The organism is Alysiella filiformis (genome assembly GCF_014054525.1).
Taxonomy (GTDB): Bacteria; Pseudomonadota; Gammaproteobacteria; order Burkholderiales; family Neisseriaceae; genus Simonsiella; species Simonsiella filiformis.
The window spans coordinates 1,386,778-1,412,926 of record NZ_CP059564.1 but is presented as its reverse complement, the minus strand read 5'-3'; the positions used below and the strand labels follow the sequence as shown (position 1 = coordinate 1,412,926).

Annotated in this window: 24 protein-coding genes; 9 read left to right on the top strand and 15 right to left on the bottom strand. The window is 46.1% G+C overall.

From position 1 onward, the window contains the following. Positions 1–72: 72 nt before the first annotated feature. From H3L97_RS06990 to hpnC, 9 genes are all read left to right on the top strand, one after another. Complete coding sequence (locus H3L97_RS06990; protein ID WP_182073063.1) at positions 73–4,230, top strand: S6 family peptidase; 4,158 nt, start codon at positions 73–75, stop codon at positions 4,228–4,230. Between the two features lie 177 nt (positions 4,231–4,407). Beyond that, positions 4,408–5,922 carry a lysine--tRNA ligase gene (lysS, locus tag H3L97_RS06985; protein WP_097114796.1) on the top strand — a complete coding sequence of 505 codons (1,515 nt, stop codon included), beginning with the start codon at positions 4,408–4,410 and terminating at the stop codon, positions 5,920–5,922. A 72-nt stretch (positions 5,923–5,994) separates the two neighbouring features. Next, on the top strand, positions 5,995–6,642 hold the full coding sequence (locus tag H3L97_RS06980; protein ID WP_097114797.1) for a hypothetical protein: 648 nt from the start codon (positions 5,995–5,997) through the stop codon (positions 6,640–6,642). Next, on the top strand, positions 6,627–6,878 hold the full coding sequence (locus H3L97_RS06975) for a hypothetical protein (protein WP_097114798.1): 252 nt from the start codon (positions 6,627–6,629) through the stop codon (positions 6,876–6,878). Before H3L97_RS06980 ends, H3L97_RS06975 begins: the two co-directional genes overlap by 16 nt. Positions 6,879–7,205: 327 nt before the next feature. Continuing rightward, positions 7,206–7,727, top strand: coding sequence for a hypothetical protein (locus H3L97_RS06970; RefSeq protein WP_179655873.1), 522 nt, complete (start codon positions 7,206–7,208; stop codon positions 7,725–7,727). Positions 7,728–7,804: 77 nt separating this feature from the next. Then, complete coding sequence (locus H3L97_RS06965; protein ID WP_097114799.1) at positions 7,805–8,077, top strand: hypothetical protein; 273 nt, start codon at positions 7,805–7,807, stop codon at positions 8,075–8,077. After that, the gene (locus H3L97_RS06960; RefSeq protein ID WP_179655874.1) at positions 8,068–8,220 is read left to right on the top strand and encodes a hypothetical protein; all 153 of its coding nucleotides are present in this window, start codon (positions 8,068–8,070) and stop codon (positions 8,218–8,220) included. The genes H3L97_RS06965 and H3L97_RS06960 overlap by 10 nt, the downstream gene beginning before the upstream one ends. Before the next feature lie 16 nt (positions 8,221–8,236). Beyond that, positions 8,237–8,653 (top strand): RNA polymerase-binding protein DksA, encoded by a 417-nt coding sequence (gene dksA / locus H3L97_RS06955; protein WP_097114800.1) that lies wholly within the window; start codon positions 8,237–8,239, stop codon positions 8,651–8,653. A gap of 97 nt (positions 8,654–8,750) precedes the next feature. Then, positions 8,751–9,557, top strand: coding sequence for a squalene synthase HpnC (gene hpnC, locus H3L97_RS06950; protein WP_097114801.1), 807 nt, complete (start codon positions 8,751–8,753; stop codon positions 9,555–9,557). A 4-nt stretch (positions 9,558–9,561) separates the two neighbouring features. Here hpnC and H3L97_RS06945 read toward each other — a convergent pair whose 3' ends face one another. From H3L97_RS06945 to H3L97_RS06875, 15 genes are all read right to left on the bottom strand, one after another. Beyond that, the gene (locus H3L97_RS06945) at positions 9,562–10,239 is read right to left on the bottom strand and encodes an alpha/beta hydrolase (protein WP_097114802.1); all 678 of its coding nucleotides are present in this window, start codon (positions 10,237–10,239) and stop codon (positions 9,562–9,564) included. A 195-nt stretch (positions 10,240–10,434) separates the two neighbouring features. Continuing rightward, complete coding sequence (locus H3L97_RS06940) at positions 10,435–11,025, bottom strand: hypothetical protein (protein WP_097114803.1); 591 nt, start codon at positions 11,023–11,025, stop codon at positions 10,435–10,437. Between the two features lies 1 nt (position 11,026). Further along, entirely contained in the window at positions 11,027–11,806 is a 780-nt protein-coding gene (pgeF, locus tag H3L97_RS06935; RefSeq protein WP_097114804.1) for a peptidoglycan editing factor PgeF, read from the bottom strand. A 213-nt stretch (positions 11,807–12,019) separates the two neighbouring features. After that, entirely contained in the window at positions 12,020–13,081 is a 1,062-nt protein-coding gene (apbC, locus tag H3L97_RS06930; RefSeq protein ID WP_097114805.1) for an iron-sulfur cluster carrier protein ApbC, read from the bottom strand. 197 nt (positions 13,082–13,278) lie between these two features. After that, on the bottom strand, positions 13,279–13,839 hold the full coding sequence (locus H3L97_RS12190; protein ID WP_244958359.1) for a flavin prenyltransferase UbiX: 561 nt from the start codon (positions 13,837–13,839) through the stop codon (positions 13,279–13,281). A 548-nt stretch (positions 13,840–14,387) separates the two neighbouring features. Then, positions 14,388–16,091 (bottom strand): arginine--tRNA ligase, encoded by a 1,704-nt coding sequence (gene argS / locus H3L97_RS06920; RefSeq protein WP_097114807.1) that lies wholly within the window; start codon positions 16,089–16,091, stop codon positions 14,388–14,390. 69 nt (positions 16,092–16,160) lie between these two features. Next, positions 16,161–16,634: a type IV pilin protein gene (locus tag H3L97_RS12050; protein ID WP_097114808.1), complete on the bottom strand. Its 474-nt coding sequence runs from the start codon at positions 16,632–16,634 to the stop codon at positions 16,161–16,163. A gap of 19 nt (positions 16,635–16,653) precedes the next feature. Continuing rightward, positions 16,654–17,253 (bottom strand): pilus assembly PilX family protein, encoded by a 600-nt coding sequence (locus tag H3L97_RS06910; RefSeq protein WP_097114809.1) that lies wholly within the window; start codon positions 17,251–17,253, stop codon positions 16,654–16,656. 14 nt (positions 17,254–17,267) lie between these two features. After that, complete coding sequence (locus H3L97_RS06905; protein ID WP_097114810.1) at positions 17,268–18,422, bottom strand: PilW family protein; 1,155 nt, start codon at positions 18,420–18,422, stop codon at positions 17,268–17,270. A gap of 27 nt (positions 18,423–18,449) precedes the next feature. Further along, positions 18,450–19,106, bottom strand: coding sequence for a type IV pilus modification protein PilV (gene pilV, locus H3L97_RS06900; protein ID WP_097114811.1), 657 nt, complete (start codon positions 19,104–19,106; stop codon positions 18,450–18,452). A 52-nt stretch (positions 19,107–19,158) separates the two neighbouring features. Further along, positions 19,159–19,923 (bottom strand): GspH/FimT family pseudopilin, encoded by a 765-nt coding sequence (locus H3L97_RS06895; RefSeq protein WP_143269176.1) that lies wholly within the window; start codon positions 19,921–19,923, stop codon positions 19,159–19,161. Beyond that, a complete protein-coding gene (dnaB, locus tag H3L97_RS06890) occupies positions 19,892–21,295 on the bottom strand; it encodes a replicative DNA helicase (protein WP_097114812.1) in 1,404 nt (467 codons plus the stop codon). Before dnaB ends, H3L97_RS06895 begins: the two co-directional genes overlap by 32 nt. 115 nt (positions 21,296–21,410) lie before the next feature. Next, positions 21,411–21,866 carry a dUTP diphosphatase gene (gene dut / locus H3L97_RS06885; protein WP_097114813.1) on the bottom strand — a complete coding sequence of 152 codons (456 nt, stop codon included), beginning with the start codon at positions 21,864–21,866 and terminating at the stop codon, positions 21,411–21,413. Positions 21,867–21,908: 42 nt separating this feature from the next. Beyond that, the gene (locus tag H3L97_RS06880; protein ID WP_097114814.1) at positions 21,909–22,214 is read right to left on the bottom strand and encodes a hypothetical protein; all 306 of its coding nucleotides are present in this window, start codon (positions 22,212–22,214) and stop codon (positions 21,909–21,911) included. Positions 22,215–22,322: 108 nt separating this feature from the next. After that, positions 22,323–26,093 (bottom strand): motility hub landmark protein FimV, encoded by a 3,771-nt coding sequence (locus H3L97_RS06875; RefSeq protein WP_182073062.1) that lies wholly within the window; start codon positions 26,091–26,093, stop codon positions 22,323–22,325. Positions 26,094–26,149: the final 56 nt, after the last annotated feature.

Genomic DNA, 26,149 nt, shown 5'->3' with positions numbered 1-26,149 from the left:
TTTAATAAAAGAGCAATAATTCTCAAATGAAGAATTTTACATTTTATCAATTTGTTTTTGAGAGAAAAAATCATGAAAAAGACCTTATACGCCCCACAACCCAAATTCAAACACAGCCTGTTATATGGCTTACTGATTTTGGGCTTTCAAACCAGCCATGCAGGCGTGGTACGCGATGATGTGGATTATCAGCAATTCCGTGATTTTGCGGAGAATAAGGGGAAATTTGGTGTTGGTGTAAAAGATAAGCCTATTCCAATTTTAGGAAAAAATGGAGAAACCATTGGAGCAATATTGGGCAACGGTATTCCCATGCCTGATTTTAGTTTTGCTGACAGAAATACAGCCATTACATCATTGATTCATCCACAATATGTTGCCAGTGTTGCTCATATTAGAGATGCAGAGTGGGGAGTGATTAAAAATGCAAATGTATATGAACAAATATTAAAACAACAACAGTCAAATGCCCCCACATTTGGAGGGCAAAATATCAACCCTGATGTGCATCACTTTTCTTATCACATTGTGGATAGAAATGACCCTTTAAAATATTATGACAATAATGAAACAGATGAAAAAGGGGTTAGAAGTAACTCTCTTAAATATGATTATAATATGCCACGATTATTTAAAATGGTTACCGAAGTTGCACCCATTGCAATTTCAGATATTGATGAAAATAAAGACGATTATAAAGATAAGAACTTATTCCCAGAATTAGCAAGATTGGGTTCTGGTAATCAAGCTCTTTTTACAAAAGGTACAAAAGCCACTGATTATACCGAACATAGCACTTGCTCTCGCATACATCAATGTATATCATCAGGACATAAATATCTAATTGGTGGCGTGGGGTTTGACATTGGCGAAGATGATACACCAAGTATAAGGCATGTCAAAAATTTAATTGCGATTAATGCTCCTGTACAAGACAAACCATTCAGTAATTTTTTGCTAAATGGCGATAGCGGTTCCCCCTTTTTGATTTTTGATAAACAAAAAAATGAATGGGTGTTGTTTGCCACATTCAGCAGTTATGCTTACGCTGTCTTTCAAAATAGATTAGCTTTAACCAAACAATCTTATTTTGATGAAATCCGAAAAGATGATATTGGTATTAGTTTAGATAATCAAAAAAACGATGAGAATTATCGTTGGGCTAATCAAAATAATGGTCAAAATGAATTAAAACAAAGCATAATTTCATCATCTGATGGCTCGGTTAATTTAACCCTAGATGTAAAAATTGAAAATGATGATACAAAGAATTGGCAAGATGAAAATGGATTGATTGCCACCAAACAAAATCAACTTAACACAACTTATACTATTATTCCAAAAATAAAATTACTTTCTGAAATAAGGGAGTATTTTAATCATGGCAAGGATTTATACATCAAAGGTCAAAAGGGTACATTACAATTACAAGATTCCATCAATCAGGGAGCAGGCGGACTGTACTTTGAAACCGACTTTACCGTCAAATCCGACAATCCTGATACCACTTGGCTGGGTGCTGGGGTGTCAGTTGCCGATGGCAAAACCGTTGATTGGCAAATCAAAAATCCCCAAAACGACCGATTATCCAAAATCGGCAAAGGCACTTTGCACGTTTCAGGCAGCAAAGACAATTTGGGCGACATCAGCGTGGGCGATGGTACAGTCATCTTAAATCAAACCAATGGACAAGCGTTTAATCAAGTTGGCATTGTGAGCGGTCGCCCCATTGTGCGCCTTGCCAATGACCAACAAGTTAAGCCCGAAAACATTTATTTTGGTTTTCGTGGTGGTCGCCTTGATGTGAATGGCAACAATTTGACCTTTAATTACATTCGGAATTTGGACGAAGGAGCGATGATTGTCAATCATAATGCCAGTCAAGCCGCTACCATCACGCTTAAAGCCGATGCCCAAAATCCCAATCAAGCAGCATTCAATGGCGTATTTGGCGAAACCAATCCATCTCATCACAATGGCAAATTGAATGTGGTTTATGCACCTGAAAATCCGTCTGCCAATCAGCCGTTTTTGCTTTCAGGCGGCATGAATTTGAACGGCAATTTGACGGTTGATTCAGGCAACCTGCTGTTGTCGGGTCGCCCCACGCCACATGCCTACAATCATCTTGATAAAATTGAACCATTTCAAGACAATGATTGGGTCAATCGCACCTTTTCAGCCAGCCAAATTGTTGCCCAAAACAATGCAAAATTGACCGTTGGACGCAATGTGGCTGCCTTAAATGCCCATGTTGCAGCGCAAAACAATGCCACCGTTAAAATCGGTTTTGTGAATGGGGAAACGCCTGTTTGTGTGCGTTCGGATTATTTTGGCACCACAAATTGCACCACACCCAATTACAATGAAACCGTTTTAAATCACATTCCCAGCACCAAAATGACAGGCGATGTGACATTATCAGATAAAGCCGCCTTAACTTTGGGCAAAGCGGATTGGTTGGGCAAAGCCATCACCTCGGGCAAAGATACCCAAATCCATCTTGCTGCCAATGCCAACTGGACGATGACAGCAAATAGCTCGGTGGGCAATTTGACTTTACAAGATGGCGCACAAATCACGTTAAATCCCAATTTTACTGCTGGCAATTCAACTCAATTCAATACATTAACGGTAGAGGGCGATTTATCAGGCAAGGGACAGTTCAACTATTTAAGCCATATTGCGGACAATCAGGGCGATAAGGTTGTGGTAAAAGGGCTTGCCAGTGGCGATTACATTTTTAATGTGAAAGACCATGGTGCCGAACCACAGAATGCCAAAGATTTGGTGTTGATGAAACTGGAAAACTCCACCCAAACTGCGGATAATTTAACAGTAAAACTGCACAACAACCACGACAGCAACAAAAATCATGTGGATTTAGGAGCTTGGCGTTATGAATTGGGGAAAAATAATCAGGATTTTGTATTAAAAGGTAAGAAAAATCCTGATAGCACCCTGAATACAAATACAACAAATACAAGTACACCAAGTACAAATACAAGTATCCCAAGTACAAATACAAGTATCCCAAGTACAAATACAAGTATTCCAAGTACAAATACAAAACCTGTTGAGCAACCTAAACCTGTTGAACAGCCCAAACCTGTTGAACAGCTCAAACCTGTTGAACAGCCCAAACCTGTTGAACAGCCCAAACCTGTTGAACAGCCCAAACCTGTTGAACAGCCCAAACCTGTTGAACAGCCCAAACCTGTTGAACAGCCCAAACCTGTTGAACAGCCCAAACCTGTTGAACAGCCCAAACCTGTTGAACAGCCCAAACCTGTTGAACAGCCCAAACCTGTTGAACAGCCCAAACCTGTTGAACAGCCTAAACCTTTATCCGCACTTACGAGCAAATACACCAATACCGCTTTATCGGCACAGTCTGCCCAAATTGACGGTATGCACCATGTTACCCAACACATCAATCAACGTTTGTGGGATACACCTGAAAAAGGGCGCGGTTTGTGGTTGATGACCGAATATGCCAAACAGAAAAAACACAGCACCCATTATCGCAACTATGAACATACACATCAGTTGTCTCAAATCGGTGCAGACCAAGATGTGGTTGGCAATAAAGGTACTTTGCTATTGGGTGCCGCCTTATCTCATAATAAGGGTAAACAAAATTTTGCCGAAGGCTCTGGCGACAGTGATTTGTTATTGGGCAGCATTTATGGCAAATGGTTTGCACCCAATCGGGTATTTTTGACCTTTGATGGCGGTTTGGGCGTGGGTAAGCAAAAACTTAAACTGGACGACAGCCAAGCACAATACCGACAAAATATTGCACATTTGGGCATCAGTGCAGGTCAAACTTGGCAGTTGGGCGGTTTTGAAATGCAGCCTGCCATCGGTGTACGCTACCAATATTTTTCAGGCAGCCAATATGCTTTAAACGGTGCAACAATAAAGCAAGATAAGCAACATCTTTTGGCTTATCAAGCAGGTTTACGCTTGGCACACAATTGGCACACGCCATCTGGTGCATTGATTAAACCTTATTACAGAGGAACATATACGCGATTATCGGGCGATATTGAAACCCGTGTAAATGAATATCGTTTTGCCCTGCCTTTAAGCCATTATTGGCAACATCAAGCTGGTTTGGCATTGGAAAAAGGACGCTGGGGCGCGCAAATTTATGCCAACCATGAACACGGTTCGCAACAAAGCAAACGCAACGGTGCTGGCGTGATGTTGCAATATCGTTGGTAATGTGAAAGCAAGCCGAAAAGTGATGAATCATGTACTTTTCGGCTTGCTTATTTTGTTTTTGCATACGCCAAATAATCGGTTTAAAAAAACCCACGTTTCGCGTAAAATACGCCCCAATTTTTGCTTGAAAACACGTTTTTCAGGCAGCCTGAAAACCCCATTAACACGAGAAAAAACATGACCGACCAAACCCCCAATCCCCAAATTGAAGAACAATTAGACGAAAACCAAATCATCGCCATTCGCCGCGAAAAACTCAATGAAATCCGCACACAAGGCGTGGCGTTCCCCAACGATTTCCGCCGCGACCGTTTCGCACAAGATTTGCAAAACCAATATGGCGAAACGCCCAAAGAAGAACTTGACCCACAAGAAATCCGCGTGAAAATCGCAGGACGCATGATGTTGAAACGCCAAATGGGTAAAGCCAGCTTTGCCACCGTGCAAGACATGACGGGCAATATCCAACTGTATTTAAACAATAAAGGCGTAAGCCAAGAAACGTTGGACGCATTCAACCGTTGGGACATGGGCGACATCATCGGCGCGGAAGGCACCTTGTTCAAAACCAATCATGGCGAATTGACGGTGCGCGTGTCGGCAATCCGCTTATTGAGCAAATCTTTGCGTCCCCTGCCCGATAAACACAAGGGTTTGACCGACCAAGAAACCAAATACCGCCAACGCTATGTTGACTTAATCGCCAATGCCGACAGCCGCGATATTTTCATCAAACGCAGCCAAATTGTGCAAGCCATTCGCAGTTTTATGGTGGCAGAACAATACCTTGAAGTGGAAACGCCGATGATGCACCCCATTCCAGGGGGCGCAACCGCCAAGCCCTTTGTTACCCACCACAATGCGCTGGATATGCCGCTTTATCTTCGCATTGCGCCCGAATTGTATTTGAAACGCTTGGTGGTGGGCGGTTTGGAGCGCGTGTTTGAAATCAACCGCAATTTCCGCAACGAAGGCATGAGCGTGCGCCACAATCCCGAATTTACCATGATGGAATTTTACGAGGCGTTTTGCGATTACCAACGCATGATGGAAATGACGGAAAACGTGATTCGCGCAGCCGCCAAAGCCGTTTCAGGCAGCCTGAAATTGCAATACAACGGCAAAGAAGTGGATTTGGAAAGTCCATTTGAACGCTTAACCATTTTACAAGCCATCAAAAAATTCAATCCGCACTACACAGACGAGCAACTGCATGACGCAGAATGGCTGAAAAAAGAAATCGTCAAACACGGCGAAAGTCTGCCCCACGCGAGCGGTTTGGGCAGCCTGCAACTGGCTTTGTTTGAAGGTTGCGCGGAAAGCAAATTGTGGAACCCGACTTTCATCATTGATTATCCTGTTGAAGTGTCGCCGCTTGCCCGAGCGTCCGATACCCAAGCGGGTTTGACCGAGCGTTTTGAATTGTTTGTGGTGGGACGCGAATTGGCAAACGGCTATTCCGAGTTGAACGACCCCGAAGACCAAGCCGCGCGTTTCAAAGCCCAAGTCGCCCAAAAAGACGCTGGCGATGATGAAGCCATGCACTTTGATGCGGACTACATTCGCGCGATGGAATACGGTTTGCCCCCAACAGGCGGTTGCGGCATCGGCATTGACCGTTTGGTGATGTTGCTGACGGACGCGCAAACGATTCGTGATGTGGTGCTGTTCCCGCAAATGCGACCTGAATAAAATCCACAAAATGATTTTCAGGCAGCCGAAATTGTTTCAGGCTGCCTGAAAATCAATATTTAGGTCAATTTTATGTATATTCATCCAGATTTTTCTGGCAACAACATCGCCATTGACACAGAAAAATCCTTACCCATTCTTATTGGCACCACCCTGCTCCATCGTCAAGATTTGATTGAATTAAGCGGCGCACCCAATCATGCTCAAATTCACATCAACCAAAATGCACCTGACTGTTGTATTTTAAGTGTAAGTCATGACTTCTTTGCTCAAAAAAGCATTCGCTTTATCATTTGTGAAGACGATGAAATCAGTTTGTATCTCTATAATTTGCAACTGGAACTCAAACCAGAACATCAAAAACGCTTATTGGCAACTTTTGCATTTCTCCAACAAGTGAATGCTGCATTCAGATTGGGTTTTTCCAAAATCAAATTGGAAGCAGCAGGCGATTGTCGTGATGAACAATACAATGGTTATTACACTTGGGCGCGATTAGGGTTTACCATGCCTTTATCCGATGATTTCAGGCTACCTGACAATGCTTTACACGCCAAAGAAGTTGCAGATTTAATGCAAAATGAAAACCATATTGCGTGGTGGAAAGAAAACGGGCAAGGTGGCGAAATGGAATTTGACTTGCACAAAAACAGCAAATCTTTTAAAGTATTAGAATATTATTTGGAAAGTAAAGGCATTTTATCATGCTTACAATTGTAAATAAGCAAGTATCCTATACCAAATATGTGCGTTTTGTTTATCCTCGCAAAATGATTATTGCGAAAAAGACAAGCCATGACACCACACGCATTGCTGGCAACAGCAATCGCCGCTTGGCGGAACTCAAAGCATGGGCGCAATCTCAATATGGTCAAGGACATGAACATATGCCATTGGCAGAAGTAGAAATGACACGCGATGAAATCATGCAAATGTTTCACCCTTCAACCAAATAAATTCGTTTTTGCCCTACCAGAACCCCCATTTTTCAAAAAAATGCTTGACAACACGCATTCAGGCAGCGTAAATTAACGCCAATTTTACAAGATTTTATTCTTAACCCCATTTTTCCGTTTTAAGGTACATTCATGAATCCGTTTCAAACATTCGCAACGTATTATTGGCGCAGCACTTCGGTGCGGTGCTTGTTTGTTGCGTCTGTTTAATGGATTTCTGACAAAGCCGCTCCGATTCATTTTCGTGGCGGCTTGTTTCTTTTGGTGCTTATTGCAATTTCAGTCGCCCGAAAAATTCAATCACATGATTTTTTTAGGAACGAGACCATGATTGCCATGCCAAAAATTCAACACACCCCTTCTTTTCAATCTGTTCAAAAACCCTTGCGCCATTGCTGCCTGATTGTGGACGGCAATGCCCACCGACCTGATTTATTCAATCCCAATACCACTTTTGCCCATGACGATGTGCTTTGCGAAGCCATGCTGCCTGAAATCCGCACCGTTGCCATGATGATTGCGGCAATGCGCCACGATTTCAATCAAGCCAGCCCCCGCATTTTTGCCGATGAAGCCGACTGGTTTGCGGCGCGTATTGTGGTTTTGCAAGTGCGTACTTTCCATTTGGATGTGAAATTGTGTGAAATGCTACACCTTGCCAATCAACGCGCTGCGGCTTTTGCGCGTTTGCATGGTTTGGCGTTTCAGGCTGCCCAAATTCGCCCCAGCTTGCACGCCAAACGCCCCAATCATGTGCTGTTGATGGAATGCGCTTTGGGCGAAAAAGTGTCGGATAATCGCTGCGAAAACAGCCTTGCTTTGCGCCCTTTGCTGGTTAAATTGATGTAAAGATTGGCGCAATATGCCCAAAGTGCGGTAAAGTACACGCCAACACAAACACATTTGTATGTATCAGGGAACACATCATGAAAAAAATCTCTATTGCATTATTAACGGTGGCTTTGGCGGTTTCAGGCAGCGTTGCGGCAAAAGAAAAGGAACTGAACATTGCTGCTGATACTTCGGGCTTGGCAGTGGAAATGTCGCAAAACATCGGACGCATGGCTTTGGGCATGGGCGTGAAAGAGCCTTTGCTCATCAGCAAATCGGGCGAGAGCGTGAAGGTGGCAGGTTCGGGTTCTACCGTTTGCGCGATTAAATTGGCGGGCGATAAAATTCAAGGCGTGTCTTGCAAATAATCGCTTTTCCCACCACGCTGCCTGAAAGCACATTGGCATTTTCAGGCAGCGTTGATTTTTTTAGCGGCAAAGGAAAAATTGTGTTACCATGCGCCCCTTTCATGGTGCGCCAAGCACATTTCTACAAGAAAAAAAGACTGTAAGGAAGAATAACCCATCATGGCAAAATTGACCGAACAAGACATCATCAACTGGGACGGCAACGAAGACGATTACATGAACGAAGACCATTTGGCGTTTTTTCGTGAACGTTTAATCAGCTTGCAAAATGAGTTGATTGAAAAAGCATCTGTAACCACCAACAACATGCAGGAACACGAATCCGCCCCCGACCCTGCCGACCGCGCATCGCAAGAAGAAGAATACGCTTTGGAATTGCGTACCCGCGACCGTGAACGCAAATTATTGGTTAAAATTCAAGATTCTTTGCGTGAAATTGAAGAAGGCGACTACGGTTTTTGCCATGACACGGGCGAACCCATTGGTTTGCGCCGTTTGCTGGCACGCCCCACCGCCACTTTGTCGGTGGAAGCCCAAGAACGCCGCGAACGCATGAAAAAACAATATGCGGATTAAAATCGCCCCTCATTTTCAATCGGAACAGGTTTTTTGTTCCGATTTTTCTTTTTAAAAAGCATTTTCAGGCTGAAACCTTATTCTGGAAAACCCAACCATGTCTGTGAATCATTACGAAAATTTCCCCGTTGGCTCCATTTTGTTGCCCAAAAGATTGCGCCGCCCCATTCACGCGATTTACGCCTTTGCGCGTACCGCTGATGACATTGCCGATGAAGGCGATGCCAACAACGAAAGCCGCTTGCAAGGTTTACAAAATTTGCGCGATGAATTGGATTTAATCCAACAAAATCAATCGCCCAAAAGTGAATTGATGCACATTTTGGTGCGTGAAGCGATTGTGCCTTTCAAGCTGCCTTTGCAGCCGTTTTACGATTTGTTGAGCGCGTTTTCGCAAGATGTGGTCAAAAAACGCTATGAAAATTTTGGCGAATTGGTGGATTATGCGCGGCGTTCTGCCAATCCTGTGGGGCGATTGATGTTGCATTTGTATGGCGAAACCGATGAGCGCAGCTTGGCGCAAAGCGATGGCATTTGCACGGCATTGCAATTAATCAATTTTTGGCAAGATGTGGCGATTGATTGGCAAAAAGACCGCGTTTACATTCCACAAGAAGATTTGCAAAAATTTGGGGTCAGCGAAACGCAAATCGCGGCGGGCAAGGTGGATTTTGCGTTCCAACGCCTGATGGCGCATGAGTGTGAACGCGCTTTTAAAATGCTGAAAGCGGGGTCGCCTTTGGGTCGCACTTTAAAAGGCAGGGTGGGATTTGAATTGCGCATGATTGTGTTGGGCGGTCAAACCATTTTGCAAAAATTGGACGCTTGTAAATACGATGTGTTCACGCAAAGACCTATTTTGCAAACAAAAGATTGGTTGATGATGCTCAAAAAAGCGTGGTAGGCTTTCAGGCTGCCTGAATCAACCAATGTGCGGCTTTTGCCAAACGCTGTGGCACATCGTCAAAATGTCCGCCTTCGTTCATGACGAAAATGCTGTTGCCGCCCCACGCTTGCCATTGCGCGACAATCTGTTCGGTGGCGATTTGCACTTGTGCCATGCGTGGATTTTTGGTTTGGGTTTCGGCATTGCCCAGTGAAAAATAGCTCGCTTGTGGCAAAATGGCAGGGCGATTGGCTTGAACAAAATCCACAAAACCATCAAACCACAGGCTGCCTGATACGCTCGCCACACGCTCAAAATAAGGCGACACGATTGCGCCATACACCGCCCACAATCCCGCCAACGAATAAGCCAACACGCCACGCCAAGCGGCTTGTATGCCAGCTTCGCGTTCAATTTGCGGTATGATTTCGCCACACAAACGGGCTTGATACGCTGCCGCGCCACCGCCAAAATCTGCGCCTTTTTTGAATACGCGCTCGGCTGCCCACGGTGTGAAATCGCGTTCCCAATGGCGATTGAAAATGGCAACCCAAGCCACATTTTCAGGCAGCATTTGCGCCAATTTTGTGGCTTCGTGTTCATCGTTGGGAAAGGTGTAAAACACGCCTGTTGTTGGGGCATTGGGGGCGTTAAACACCCAAATCGTTTGTTCATCAATGAGGTATTTTTGGGGCGACATGGTTTCAGGCAGCCTTCACAGGTTTTAGGGGCTAATGACAATTCGTTTCGCGATTGTTTTTTCATCAAAATCGCCAACTTCTGCGTCAAAAATACGCGCCAATGGGTGGCATTGGCTCGCATTTTTTCCTTGAATTTGACAGCGAAGCGGTGTTTGCTTGAAAAACCAACTGCGCGCCCAAATTGCCATTAGCCCCTAGGGGTTGATGGGAAATTTCACGCGATGCCCCACTTTGCCCGACCAGCGTTGTTGGCATTGCGGACACAAATGTTCGGGCAGATGATGGACATCAAACAAAGGGTGTTGGGCGCGGACTATGCCGTCCAAAGCGCATTCCAGCGTCAATTCATACACCCATTGTTGCGGCACTTTGTCGCTGGGCAAAATGCGGTAGGACAAAATTTTGAGCGGATAATGGCGGCGTTCCAGCTCATCGCACAAACGCGCCATATCGTCTTTGCTGTCAGCACTTTGGGCGCGGCGTTGCCAATACCATGCCAGAGCCAGCTCGCGTTTGCCCACGTTGGCGGTGGGAATGTGTGGCGTGAGTTGTTGACTTTTTTCAATATTGCATTCTGGGCAACCCCAATGGGTGTTTTTGATGGTATCGTAATCGTCCACAAATTCGTGGTGGTAGGCGCAAGCGAATCGGCTTTTGCCACTGCTTTCATAATCCAACAATTTCACATTGGGGTGGCGCAATGTGTATTCACGCGCTTTGTCTTGGGCGGCTGGGGTGCGTTCAGGCTGCTGAAACAGCACGGCAAGCTTATTCCACCATGCCATATCATTTTTCCAACCAAATCAAGCTGACCATGCGCCCTGTTTGCCCATCGCGGCGGTAGGAGAAAAAGCTGTCGCGTTCCAACACGGTGCAATGTTCGCCACCAAAAACGGACGTTACGCCTTCGCGTTTTAAAATCAATTTTGCCAATAAATAGATGTCTGCCAAATACTTACCGCCACCTATGCTGTGAAACGCGCTTTGGGCTTCGGTGTGATTTTGGCAAAATGCGTCCCACACATCTTGTCCCACTTCAAAGGCTTCCGCGCCAATGGCTGGGGCAAGGTAGGCGATGATTTCAATCGGTGCCACGCCCATGGCGGCAATGGTGTTTTGCAACACGCCATTTGCCAAGCCACGCCAACCTGCGTGTGCGGCAGCAACCACCGTGCCTGCGCGGTCGCAAAACAGCACGGGCAAACAATCGGCAGTCATGCTGGCACACGCGACTGTGCCTGTGTTGTCCCATGAAGCGTCTGCGTTGAGTGGGCTGTTCACGCTGTGGGCTGCCTGAACCACATCGCTGCTGTGAATTTGATTTAAATAAGCAATGGGAACAGGTACTTGTGCTTGAACAAGGGCGCGATTGTGGGCAACGTGGTCGGGATTGTCGCCAACGTGTGCGCCCACGTTCAGGCTGGCATAAACGCCTTGACTCACGCCGCCATTGCGGGTGGTGATGAGCGTTTTCACATGGCTTGGGGCAGCCCAGTTGGCATGAAAAAAGCTGCCTGAAATGGGATTGGGTAAATCAATCGCGTGTTTCAATGAATTGTTTTGCATGGTTATTTTCCTTGAAAATGGGGTTTCGGGCTGCCTTACAGTACAGTTTGGTTGCCTGCAATCTGTCCCCTCCCCCGTCTGGCGGGGGAGGGTTAGGGTGGGGGTGGTACTCTGGATTTCTAACCCCCACCCCAGCCCTCCCCCTTTCCTAGGGGGAGGGAGTAGGTTCATGGCAAATCAAAAATTGTCGTGTACTGTCAGGCTGCCTGAAAATCATTCCACCACAATTTTGGGGAAACGGCTGCTGAAATCGCGTCCCTTATCCGCAATCGCCAACGCCACCGCAAAGGCGGCTTGTTGGTAAATTTCAGCAATGGCTTGATTTTGCGTGTGTAAATCGCCCACTTTGCCCTCGTCCATCGCCACGCGCACAGGCAGGCTCAAAGGTAATTGCCCCAACAATGGCACATGAAGTTTCTCGGCAAGTGCCTTACCGCCATCTGCGCCAAAAATCGCCTCGTGGTGTCCACAATTTGAGCAAACGTGCACCGACATATTTTCCAACACGCCCACAATATCAATATTCACTTTATGAAACATATCAATGGCTTTACGCGCGTCAATCAGGGCAATGTCTTGTGGCGTGGTAACGATAACCGCGCCCGTTACAGGGATTTTTTGCGATAAAGTCAGTTGAATATCGCCCGTACCAGGGGGCAAATCAATGAACAGATAATCCACATCGTCCCACTCACTTTGAAACAAAAGCTGCTGCAAGGCTTGTGAAACCATAGGTCCTCGCCACACGACTGCTTGGTCGGGGTCTATCAAAAAGCCGATGGACATGACCTGTATGCCATCTGCGTTTTTCACGGGGATAAAATGCCCATTTTGCTGCTGCGGCTGATGGGCAGCAACGCCCAACATGGTCGGTTGGCTGGGACCATACAAATCCGCGTCCAACACGCCCACGCGCGCACCCATTTTGTGCAAGGCGGTTGCCAAATTCGCGGTGGTGGTGGATTTGCCCACGCCGCCCTTGCCCGATGCCACCGCAATGATGTTTTTCACGCCCTGAATCGTGCGTACGCCTGCCTGAACTTTGTGTGCCACAATGTTTTGATGAATGTCCAATTCCACCGATTTGCCCGTTGCCGATGAAATTTGTTCACACAAATGCTGTGCCAAATGTTGTGCGGGAAAACCGAATTGCAAAACCACGTTCAGGCTGCCTGAAAAGGTTTCATTTGCGGCAATCAGGGCTTTTTCGCTGCCTATGGTACGCTGGCTTTGTGGCAGCACAATATTGTTGATGATTTGAGATAAGTTTTCCATATTATTGATTGGGTATCGCAATAAAAAAACATTAGGATACGCGTTTCGCCAATGAAAAAGCAAGTTTTTACAGCAAACAAAATCGGGATATGAAAAAGGGACAGATGTTTCATCTGCCCCCTCAATTCATTTGAACAAGTTCATCAACCAATTGGCAAAACGCACCAACAGGGCAACCAACTCGTACAAACCTTCCATTATTCACCCCATTTGGGCAACAAATTGTGTGCAATGTGCAACTGGTCCAATACACGCGCCACCACAAAATTCACCATATCATCAATGGTTTGAGGGTGGGTGTAAAAACCTGCGCTCGGTGGCAAAATGGTGCAACCTGCCTGCGCCAATTTCAACATGTTTTCCAAATGAATGGTGGAAAATGGCGTTTCGCGTGGCACAATAATCACAGGGCGGCGTTCTTTAATCGCCACATCGGCAGCGCGTTCGGTCAAATTGTCGGACAAACCATGTGCCACCGCCGCAATCGTTCCCATGCTGGCTGGGCAAATAATCATGGCATCAGCCGTATTTGTACCCGAAGCCATGGGCGCAAACCAGTTTTCTTGGGCAAACACTTGCAAACGTTCAGGCTGCACCGCAAATTTTTCGCACAAGATTTTTTGCGCTTCTTGGGTGCTGCTGGGCAACTGGAAACCCATTTCCTGTTGCGCCACAATTTGCGCGGCTTGTGAATAAAGCAACCACACGGTTTTGCCAGCCGCCAACAATTCTTCCAACAAACGCATACCATAAGGCATGCCCGATGCGCCCGTGAATGCCAAAGTAACGGTTTGAATGCCGTCTGCAATCGTGCCATCTTGTTTGGCTGGGGCTTTGCTTGCGGCTTTTTTGGCAGGCACTTTGGGCTGTTTGGCGAGCATTTTTTCAAATTCGGCAACGCTTTCAGGGTCGGTGTGGTCGTAGTCCATCCAGCCAGCAGGACGGTTCATGCCCTGCTCCAATTTGGCAGCCATGCGGTTGCCCACCACCAAGATTTGACCATTGGGGCGTTCCAATTTGGCGCGCACTTGATACAAATACGCGGCTTTGTCGTAACCACAACGGCGCGCCAATTTGGCAACGCTGCCTGCTTCTTCAATCAACGTTTCAAAATTGACAAAACGGTTTTCATGTACGGTTTTTTTCATGGTAAAGACCTTTATTGTAAACAATCATCGTATTTCAATATGCTTGAAAATAACAAGCTCAAGAACAAAATTGATTATACAAAGTTCATTATTCTAATACAATCTTTTTTTTCAGGCAGCCACCATTCAACAAGGCTGCCTGAAAACCCCATGTCCATTTACATCACATCCAAAACCTTAATACCCAATAAATTCAAACCTTTGTGTAACACTTGTGCCGTGTGATTTGCCAATTGCAAACGGCTGTCGCGCACATCGCCTTCCGCTTTCAATATCGGACAAGCCTCATAAAAACGACTGAATAAAGTCGCCAAACCATATAAATAAGTTGCCAAATAATGTGGATAGCAAGTGTCTGCCACGCTGTTTACCACATCTTCAAATTTCAGCAATTCAAGTGCAAGTTGCTGTTCCAAAGGCTCTTTCAAAATGCAGGCTGCCTGAACTTGCCAATCGCCCGCTTTTTTGAACACACTTTGCACGCGCGTGTAAGCATATTGCAAATAAGGCGCGGTATTGCCCTCAAAAGAAAGCATATTTTCCCAATCAAAAACATAATCGCTGCTGCGGTTTTTGCTCAAATCGGCGTATTTGACTGCGCCCACGCCCACCGTTTCCGCAATTTGCGCGATTTGTTCGGCAGACAAATCGGGATTTTTTTCACGCACCAAATTCGCGGCACGTTCAGCAGATTCATTCAATAAATCAATGAGTTTAACTGTGCCACCGTCTCGCGTTTTGAATGGCTTGCCATCTTTGCCCAACACCATGCCAAAACCAATAAATTCCGCTTGCACATTTTCAGGCAGCCAACCTGCTTTGCGCGATGCCGCAAACAATTGTTTAAAATGCAAATCTTGGCGCGTATCCACCACATAAATCAATCTGTCCGCTTTCAGGCTGCCCACGCGATAACGCATACACGCCAAATCGGTGGTGGCATACAAAAATCCACCGCCTTGTTTTTGCACGATAAATGCGGCAGGTTCGCCCTCTTTGTTTTTAAATTCGTCCAAAAACACCACTTTCGCGCCATCGTCATCAACCGCCAAGCCCATTTCACTCAACTCATTGATAACATTATTCAAATCAGCATTGTATTTGGATTCGCCAGCCACATCATCGCGCGTGAGCAGCAAACCCAATTTCGCATACACCTCCTCGGCATGCTGCAAAGACAATGCCACAAATTGCGCCCACAAAGCCAGCACTGCCTCATCGCCACCTTGTAATTTCACAACATAATCACGCGCTTTTTGGGCAAACTGCTCATCTTCATCAAAACGGATTTTGGCATTGCGGTAAAATTGCTCCAAATCCGCCAATTCAAAATTGGCATTTTCCTGTTGCTGTTCAAGCATATAGGCAATAAGCATACCGAATTGCGTTCCCCAATCGCCCACATGATTTTGGCGAATCACAGTATGTCCCAACTGGTCAAACACACGCGCCAAACTGTCGCCAATAATGGACGAACGCAAATGCCCAACGTGCATTTCCTTTGCCAAATTGGGCGAGGAATAATCAATCACAATGGTTTTCGGCGATTGATTTGGTTCAAATTTCAGGCAGCCTGAAAGCGATTGCGCCAAAAATTCAGGCGACAAACGCAAATTGATGAAACCCGCGCCAGCCACTTCCACCGCAGCAAAAATGTCATTTTGTTTCAAAATTTCTGCCACTTGCAATGCCAAATCGCGTGGATTTTGTTTCAATTTTTTTGCCGCGCCCATCACGCCATTGATTTGGAAATCGCCAAAATCGGGGTTTTTAGCAGCTTGCAACACAACGGGGTTGCCTGAAAGTCCTGCTTGTTCAAAGGCTTGCTCGGCAATATGAGAAATGGTTTGATGTAATTTCATGGTTTATCTTTCAAAAATACAAATGCTTTCAGGCAGCCTGAAAAAAGCTGCCTGAAAGCGGTTTTCAAATCAGAATCGTTCGGTGCAACTGGCTGGTTTTGCACCTTTTTCGCCAAAATTTCTGCCTGTAATCGCACCTTTGGCGCATTTGAACACCGTGCCACGGTAATCCATATACAAACCGCGTTTGGTTGCATCAAGCGGTTGCGTCAGCATCACCACATAAGCATTAGTGCCCATGCCTTCCAAATGAGCATGAATATTGTAATGATTATTGACGCTGGAATTTGCCACTTTAACCCGAATCAAATCATTGATTTTATTTCGGCTTTTATCAAGCGTATCATAATCCCTAGGCTGGCTTAAACGATTGGCTTCATATTCTTGTTTCACCGTGGTCATGATTTGCTTGGCATCTGCCAAACGTCCGCGTTCCAAATATTGCTGATAAGCAGGCAAAGCAAGTGCCGCCAATACACCAATAATGGCAATCACAATCATCATTTCAACCAATGTGAAACCCGTTTGTTTGTTTTTTAACATGGTATGAATCACTTTCCAATTAGGGGCTGCGTGTCATTTCAACATAGCTTTGCAAGGTTACAACCGTATTCTTGTTTTCGCCATTGGCACGCGAAGTAACGCGGAAGTAATCATGAATGGCAGAACTGGACGGGTCTTCACGTTGTCCCATATATTCAATGATATAACGTGCTTTATTGTTTTCCGATGCAATGCTAAAATTTTTAGTGGGGTCAAAAATGTTATCGCGCTCCCAAGCGGGCTTTGAGGATTTGCCATTATCTGCATCTGAAATATTGAAATGCTTTTTATCGTTGTCATTACTCCACACAATTTTTTCAACAGGCGCACACAATCCTTTTTGACAATCTTGCGTAAATACCAAATTGGCACCCACATAACTTGTGCTGCTTGCTCCCTTTGAAATATCATTATAAACTTTATTCAAATATGTTTCACCATCACGCAAACCCACTTCTGCTTCTGTTAAAGCATATTTGCGGTCGGCTTCGTTGGCACTCAGTCGTGATTCAGTTGATGTGGTTTGGCTGGTAATCACCACCAAAAATGCAATCACAATCATCATAATCATGACCATGAATAAAGAAAAACCTTGTTGATTGTATTTATTGTTCATCATTACTTTGCCTTTTCTTAAAGAATCAATCGGTTTGCACAAGTATTGCCTGAACGAACGGTGGTATTGATGATGTAATCACGCGTTTGTGCATTGGCAAGTACGGTATCGCTGGCTTTCATGCGCTTATTGGTATAATACTTCAAGCGAATTTGCACCAAGGCTGGTAATTGATTGCCTATCGTGCTTTTATCTGGACTATCTACAAAAGAGAAATGTTCACTGTTGGTAGGTGAAGTTTCAAGTTCTTTACAGGCATTGGTTTTATCCACATAACCAAAAGCCAAAGTCATGCCGTCTGTGCCCGCAATTCCTGTTGCCAATAATTGTGGATTTTGCCATTTGCCATCTGCACCCAAATCATAGCGCAATAGGGCTTTTTCATCGTCCCATTTTAAGCCTGAATGATTCAAATCACCCAGAACATATAAAGATGCGTACAATTTGCTCAAGCTCAATTCGCCAATTTGTTTTTCATTGGCACGAATGGCAGTTGATGTAATGCTTACATTAGAGGCACTGTATGCACCTACATCTGCTACATTCACTGCTGTACTGCATGTGCTTAAAACCACATCTCCCTTACTGTTCAAAGTGCGTTTTAAGGCATCTGATTCATCTGTAATGTTTACCCGAGTCAGTTGCGTGATATTCGCTTTGGCGGTACTGTCTGTATTATAAACCGCCAAATTCAGCAAAGTGGCTTCGGCAGCTGTGGCACTTTGCCCATAAATGAAAAGCAAACCATCACTGCTGCTGGCTGTATCCAAACCTGATAACCCCTTTAAATCTTTGGCTTTAATGCGGCGCACACCCAATCCATCGGGAATACTGGAATCAATCAAAACCAATCCTTTGGCACTGGCATCTTTGGCTTCCAGTTTAAATGCGCCTTTGTCCAATACTTTATTGTCGCCCGTATTGAAACACCCAAATGCCCCTGCCATACGCGCATCACGCGCCATTTGTACCGAGGCATTGCGAATGTCTTGTTGTACAGAAATGCGTTCTTGTGCGCTGTGGTTTAATTTGCGCGTAATCATGTATGTGCTGCTGGCTGCCACAATCACAATCATTGCCAACATACTGGCAACCAAAAATTCAATCAAGGTAAAACCTTTGATATGTTGGGGAATGTGATGTGCCATGCGTCTGTTTTTATTGTGTTTCATTTTTACTCTCTTTCCAATGCGCCACGATTAGTCTGAAACCACCAGATAATACAATTGCTCACTACCTGCCGTGTCTGGCACGCCTGTTTCGGTTTCCTTTTGATTATTTAAAGAAGACCAAATGACTTTAATCACAGGCTTCACATTTGCGCCAGTATTGTCACATTTCGCATCAGTGAAACTGGGATTTTTTGCTTCTTGCGCCAAAGTGGTGGTGTCGTCCAAACAAATGGTGTATTTCAACTGTACGGTATTAGGCATTTGGCTCAAAACATATTGAAATTCACCCAATTGTGCTTTTGCCAAGTCGGCTTTTGTGATGGAATCGCTGCCCAAAGCACACGCATCTTTTGAGCTGGCAGTAGGCTTGGTTCTGTTTACACAAGTGTTGATTTTCGCCACATTTTTAAAACCTGTTTGTATGTAGTTTTTATAAGAACGCTTCCCTGTTGAATCCAAATCAGGATTAACTTGCATGGCTTCTGCCAAATTTTCAGCAGCTTGTGCCGCAATGGCGTGGTTTTCGGATTCACTCACTGCCGATACCGAACGCAGTTGCGCCGCCATCAAACCCAAAATACCAAAAGTCAATAAAAATACCGACACCAGCACTTCAATCAAGGTTGCACCTTTAACGGATTGCTTTTTCAGCATTTTGGTGCGGTTTGGAGACATTTTTTTCATAAAATCTGCTTTCAATTAAAATCAAAATTACCCATTCAGGCTGCCTGAAAAATCATTTCAAGCCACAACCCAAATTGATTTTATTGCCATCTTGTTGCACTTTTTCATCTTTACCCAAGCAAACCGTTGGCACGCCATTGGGCGTTACCGTAACCAAGCGTTTTTGTGGATTGCGGTCATTTGGGTTTTCCACATCGGTCATGGTTAAACGAACATAGCTGTCGCCAATGGTCAATGATGAGAGACTGCCTGCCTTTTTACTGCCAAATGTGCCATTGGGCATGAATACCAATTCTGTGCTGTCTTTACTGGCTGATTTGCCTGTAATATCAAAAAATTGAACAGAAAGCGATACTTTTTTCTCTTGGGCGCGTGTGCCATTTAAGCTGATGGTACGCAAATCCAAATCTTTGCTGGCATCGTAAGTGCCATTGCGGTCAATATCGGCAAAGGCACGCCAGCCGTTGCTGTCTACTCCACCACAATTATTTAATGGACGACCGTCAATCCGAATATCGGTGCCACACACCACCACGGGCGCATTCAGGCGTACCGCTTCGCCTTTGGCAAAACGCAATAAATTTGCCAACTGCTCGGCACGATTGGTAATACGCGTACTGGCAATGAATTTGGTCAAGCTGGGGGTGGCAAATGCCGCCATAATCCCCATTATGGCAACCACTATCAGTAATTCGGTTAAGGTAAAACCCAAGTTGTTTTTTTTCATCATATTACCCATGTGTTTGAAATGATGGTGGGCGTATTCAGGCTGCCTGAAAAACCCATCAATCGTCTTGTAAAATATTATCGGAAACATTGGCTGCGGTTTCAAACCGCGTATATTGTCCCAAAAAAGTCAAAAAAATGCGTCCCGTAGGTCCATTACGGTGCTTGCCAATAATGCATTCTGCCAAACCTTTGAATTGAGAGTCTTCTTTTGTGTAATATTCATCGCGGAACATGAACATAATCACATCGGCATCTTGTTCAATGGCACCCGATTCACGCAAATCGGACATCATGGGGCGTTTATCGTTGCGCTGCTCCACCGTGCGCGATAATTGTGATAAGGCAATAAGGGGTACTTGCAATTCTTTTGCCAAGGCTTTGAGCGAACGGGAAATTTCGCCCAATTCTGCGGAACGGTTGTCGCTGCGCCCCGAGCCTGACATGAGTTGCAAATAGTCAATCACAATCAAACCCAATTTGCCCCCAAATCGGCGTGCCAAACGGCGTGAACGGGCACGAATTTCCAAAGCGGTTAAGCCTGCTGTTTCATCAATAAAAATGGGCGATTGGCTCAAACTGACCACTGCTTCATTCAATCTTGCCCAATCTTCTTCGTCCAGCCTGCCTGTTTTCAATTTGTTTTGGTCAACGCGCCCAATGGAACTCATCATGCGCAATGCCAATTGTGCGCCACCCATTTCCATGGAAAAAACCGCCACAGGCAACTTGCTGTCCAAGGCAATGTTTTCGGCAATGTTGATGGCAAATGCGGTTTTACCCATAGATGGGCGACCCGCTACAATAATCAAATCGCCTGCCTGCAAACCCGAAGTGATTCTGTCCAAATCCAGAAAACCTGTTGCCGTACCCGTTACTTCATCGGGATTGTCGCGGCGATAGAGCATATCGATGCGCTCAATGTTTTCTCTTAATAATTCATCAATTTCCAAAAAGCCTTGTTTGCCTTTGCTGGTGCTTTCGGCGATTTGGAAGACTTTATTTTCTGCTTCATCAAGCAATTGTTCGGCGGTTTTGCCTTGTGGATTGTAGGCATTTCTAGCAATTTCTGTTCCAACCTCTGCCAACTGGCGCACAATGGAACGCTCGCGCACGATTTCGGCATAGCGGCGAATATTGGCTGCCGATGGGGTATTTTGCACCAATGTGATTAAATAGTTCAGCCCACCTGCGCTTTCGGTTAAATCGCTGCGCGCCAATTCTTCCTGCACGGTAACCACATCGGCAGGACGCATATTGTTGATTAAATTTGAAATGGCACGAAAAATGAGTTTGTGTTCGTGGCGATAAAAATCTTCATCGTTCAAGATATCGGCAATTCTGTCCCACGATTGGTTTTCCAACATCAAGCCGCCCAAAACCGATTGTTCGGCTTCAATGGCTTGGGGCGGTAAATTCAGGTGCGGTGTTTCTTGTTCATTGGTGTATGCTGAATTTTGCATCAAAATTCCCTAATCTGTTTACTTATGATTGATTTACCAAAACTAACGTTTTTCGGCACTTTATCCAAATTATGTTTCGCCAAGCTGAAATTGTGTTTCAGGCTGCCTGAAAACATCACGCCTTGCCTGTGCTGCCAAATCCCCCTGCCCCACGTTGGCTGCTGGCAAATTCATCAACAATTTGAAAATCCACTTGCACCACAGGCACAATCACCATTTGTGCAATGCGCTCAAAGGGTTGAATGGTAAAGGTTTCTGTGCCACGATTCCACATGGAAACCATCAATTCGCCTTGATAATCCGAATCAATCAAACCCACCAAATTGCCCAACACAATGCCATGCTTATGCCCCAAACCCGAACGCGGCAACAGCATTGCCGCCCATTGCGGATTGTTCAAATACACCGCAATGCCTGTGGGAATCAACTGGGTTTCGCCAGTCGCCAAATGAATGGGCGCATCAATGCTGGCACGCAAATCCAAGCCAGCCGAACCTTCGGTGGCATAAGCGGGTAATTGTTGCGCCATGGCTGGATTGATGATTTTGAGTTCAACTTTGGGTTTGTTCATAATTGGTTTCCTTGGATTTCAGGCTGCCTGAAATGCTGATTTTCATGAAAGATTTTGCTCGCGCCACATCGCATAATCACGCAAAGGCGGCACAGGTGGATTCAAACAATGCGGACAAATGCCCACACCTTCTTCCTCATCATCTGCCAAATGGTTGGCGTTGGGGTCAAAACGGCTTTGTTGCAAAACCGCTTGCACCAAGGCTTGCGTTTGTATCGCGTCAAATTCAAAACGCTGCACAATTTCTGCCAATAAATCGCGTTCTGCTGGCGAAAATTGGGCTGCGTATTGTTCAATCAGTTGCCGATAATGTGGGTCGGCGATTTTTTGTGCCAAAATCATCATCATTTACCTTTCAGGCTGCCTGAAAACAGAAACGGCTACCCAAACACCATGAATGCAAAACATCGCGAACACAGTATCGGTAGCCCTTTCTGTTTACGGGATTATGTTCAATCAGTTACCCAAATCCGCCAACAAGTTTTTCGCTTGCTCTTGAATTTCACCAGACGATTCAGAAATCAATTCGCGCAAGGTTTCACGCGCCGCCACAGCGTCATCAATTTCCAAATACATTTTCGCCAATTCAAATTTGGCTTCCAAAGGCTCGGTCATGTCATTGACTGAACCCGACACAAAGCCCACATTGCTTTGACCAGCTTGCTGCCAATCTTGAACATCTTCAATCACTTCCAAAGCGTCCAGATTCACACTGTCCAAGCTGCTGACTTGCGCCAAAGGTCCCGTAGCCAAATCCATCATGCCCACAGGTTGCGACACGGCAGCAGGTATCACGCTGTCAAAATCCACGTCCAAAGCCAAATCGTCCAAGCTCGCGCTGACCACAGGCACGTCCAAAGAAATGAGCGGCTCTTCCACAACAGGTGCGTCAAACGAAATGGGCGTTTCTTCAATCGCAGGCGTGGCAATCACATTGTCCACCGTATCCATCAGATTGAAATCGTCCAAACCCAAATCATTCAATGGCTGCTCTGTGGTGGCAACAGGCGCAATCTCAGAGGCAACAGGTGCAGTAAAGTCATCAAATGCGTCCAAACCAAATGCCAAATCATCTTGGATTGCTGCTGGGGCTGGTTCAGCCGCCACACTTGGAACGGCAGATTCTTCCACCACAAAAGTATCCAACGATGCCAAATCGTCAAATGCCACTTCCGCCGCAGGTGCAATGGGCGTAGGCGACTCGGTAAACGTTTCCAAAGCACCCAAATCCAATGCTGGTGCAACAGGTGCAGCTTCGGTAAACGTTTCCAAAGCATCCAAATCCAAAGATGGCGCAACGGGCGCAACTTCGGTAAATGTTTCCAAAGAATCCAAATCCAAAGATGGCGCAACGGGCGCAACTTCGGTAAACGTTTCCAAAGCATCCAAATCCAAAGATGGTGCAACGGGCGCAACTTCGGTAAATGTTTCCAAAGCATCCAAATCCAAAGATGGCACAACAGGCGCAGATTCGGTAAACGTTTCCAATGACCCCAAATCCAAAGACGGTGCAACGGCTGGCGTATCGGTAAAATCGGTAAACGCACCCAAGCCCAAATCCACATTGGATTCAACAACTTGGCTTACAGACGTAACGGTTTCACCCACGCCCAAATCCAGCAAATCATCAAATGATGTTTCAGGCTCAATCGGTGCTGCTGGCGCAATGGGTTCTGCCACCACAAAATCGTCCAAATTCAAAGCGTCATCAAATGTGGCAAGCGACTCGGGTGCGGCTGCCTGAATGGGGCTTTCGGACGTTGTGGGCACAGCAGTCAATTCTTCAAATGTGGCAAAATCGTTCAAATCGCCCAAATCTTGATTGGCTTTGACTTCTGGCACATTGGCAACTTCAGGCGCAACAAAATCTTCAAATGCGTCCAAACCAAATGACAGGTCTTCTTCCACCGCCGATGTGCTTGCTGGCGTTGAGGCAACGCTGGGTTCGGCTTTATCGGTTTCAGGCAGCACGAAATCTTCAAATGCGTCCAAACCAAACGACAAATCTTCTTCAACAGGCTTGGCTGCTGGCTGAACAAAATCGTCCAAATTCAAATCAGACACAGGCGCGGCTGGTGCAACGGTTTCAGGCTGGCTTTCAACCACAAAATCGTCCAAATCAAACACAGGCTCTTCAACCGCCGCAACGCTGGCTTTTGTTTCTGCTTTGGGCGCAACAAAATCGTCAAACGAATCCAGACTGAATGCGTCATCGTCTTGATTTTTTGGCGCACTTGCCACAGGCGCGGCTGGCTCTGGTTCAAAATCCGACAAATCAAACACGCCAGAATCATCAAACACGGGTTCGGCTGTTACGGTTTCCACCACCGCAGGTTCGGCTTTGGCAACAGGTTTGGCTGGCTCAAAGTCATCTACCACAAAATCATCTAATGAGAATGTTTGCTCGGGTTTGTGTTGTTTACCTGCCTCGCTGATTGCGTCCAATTTGTCCAACGACCAATCGTCTTCATCGGCAACGACAAAATCGCTGCTGCCTGAAACGGTGTTTTGCGCTGGTGGGTCATTATCAGGCAGCGACCAATCGTCATCTTGCGGTGCGGCTTTGGCATTGCCGCTTGCTGCTGGACTTGAAAAATCATTGAAATCATTGAAATCATTGAATGAATCAAAATTATCCAAGCTAAATTCATCTTTTGGTGCAGCCTGATTCACGGGCGATGATTTTTTGTCCAAGCTAAATTCATCTTTATCCAGCCTAAATTCATCATCGCCAAAATAAGGCTCATCATCAATGCTGCTGGCTGCTGATTTTTTAGGCGATGTGGCGGCAGGCCCAAAGTCCATGTCACCACCCCATTCGTCATCGTCTATTGACGCACCTTTGCCGCCCACTTCTTCGGTTTCCCATTCGCTGTCATCAACAACGGTGGTTTTCTTGCGGCGGCGCAACAAGGCATTGGCACCAAAACCGGCTGCCCCCAAAACGGCAGCACCGCCCAAACCCATTAAGCCCAAAGTCAGGTAATCGGTTTCTTCTTCAACGGGCTCTTCTGCCACAGGTGCTGGCACAGGTTCAGGACGTGGCTGGGGCGCAGGCGGTTGCGACACAGACGCTTGCGAAGCGGCAAGTGCCGTATTGCTTGCGGCAGACGCATTTTTGGGTTCAACTTTGCTTGCCACATCTGCTTTGGGTTCGGCTGGTTTTGCCACTTGGCTGCCATCTTGTGCCGCCACATTGCTGGCTGGTTGATTTTTCTTTTCAGGTTCAGTTGCTTTAACCGTTTCGCTTGCTTTGGTTTCGCTGGGTGCTTTTTTCACTTCGCTGGCAACTTGGGCTGGCTGAACAGGTTTGGGTGGCGTTTGAACGGGTTTGCTTTCTTCAACCACTGGGGGCTGAACGGGTTCGGGTTTGTTGTTGCGCGGCTCAACCACATCGCTTTCAACAGGAATCACGTTGGTGGGTTCATGACGTGCTTGGCGCACTTGTTTCACGCGCTCTTTAACGGTTTGTTTTTGGGCGCGTTGGGCGTAGGCATGCCATTGTGATTCGGTGGGAATATACAGGGTTACATTGCGGCGTATGGTGGTGCCGTGTTTGAACGCGCTGGGGTTTGCCAACATCAAGGCACGCATGGCGGTTTGCTGGCTCATGTTGCGTGGGCGATAACGCTCCACAATATTTGCCAAATTTTCGCCTGCGTGGGCGCGATGGCGGCGTGGGCTAACGGCAACTTTGGCGGATTTTTTTACAGAAGTCATTTCGCTGCTTGATGTGTCTAGTGGAACGCTGCTGGCTGCACGTCTTTGTTCAACAACAGGTTTTTTACGTTCAATAAAATCACGCTGCTGCGTTCGTTGTTGGCTTGGGCGCGTGGGTTCTTCTGCGCGTACGGAATGGCTTTCTTGGTGTATGGGGGCTTCTTTGGGGGTGTAGCGCACAGGGTCAATGAATGCGGTGTATTCTCGTGTTTGGCGACCTGCACTCACGGTAAAGGTAATCACGGGTTCGCGCACTGGCGATGTGGAACGCAGGCGCACCAAAACGCGGTCTTCGCCCTGCTTAATCACAGACCCTCGAATCCCACCTGATACGCTTACTGAACCACTGGCAATTAAGGCGCGTGCTTCATCGCCACTCACAACAATGCTGCCTGAAAAAGGCTGACCCAAATGCGATTGAACACTCAATCCGCCCATGCCTGCCACTGCACCAACCGATGTTGCCAATGATAATGAGGTTGCTATTACTTTGATATTCGTTTTCAAAATGAATCTCCCATCCGCCGTTGCCCCAAATCAGAATCAAACAGTCAAACGGACGT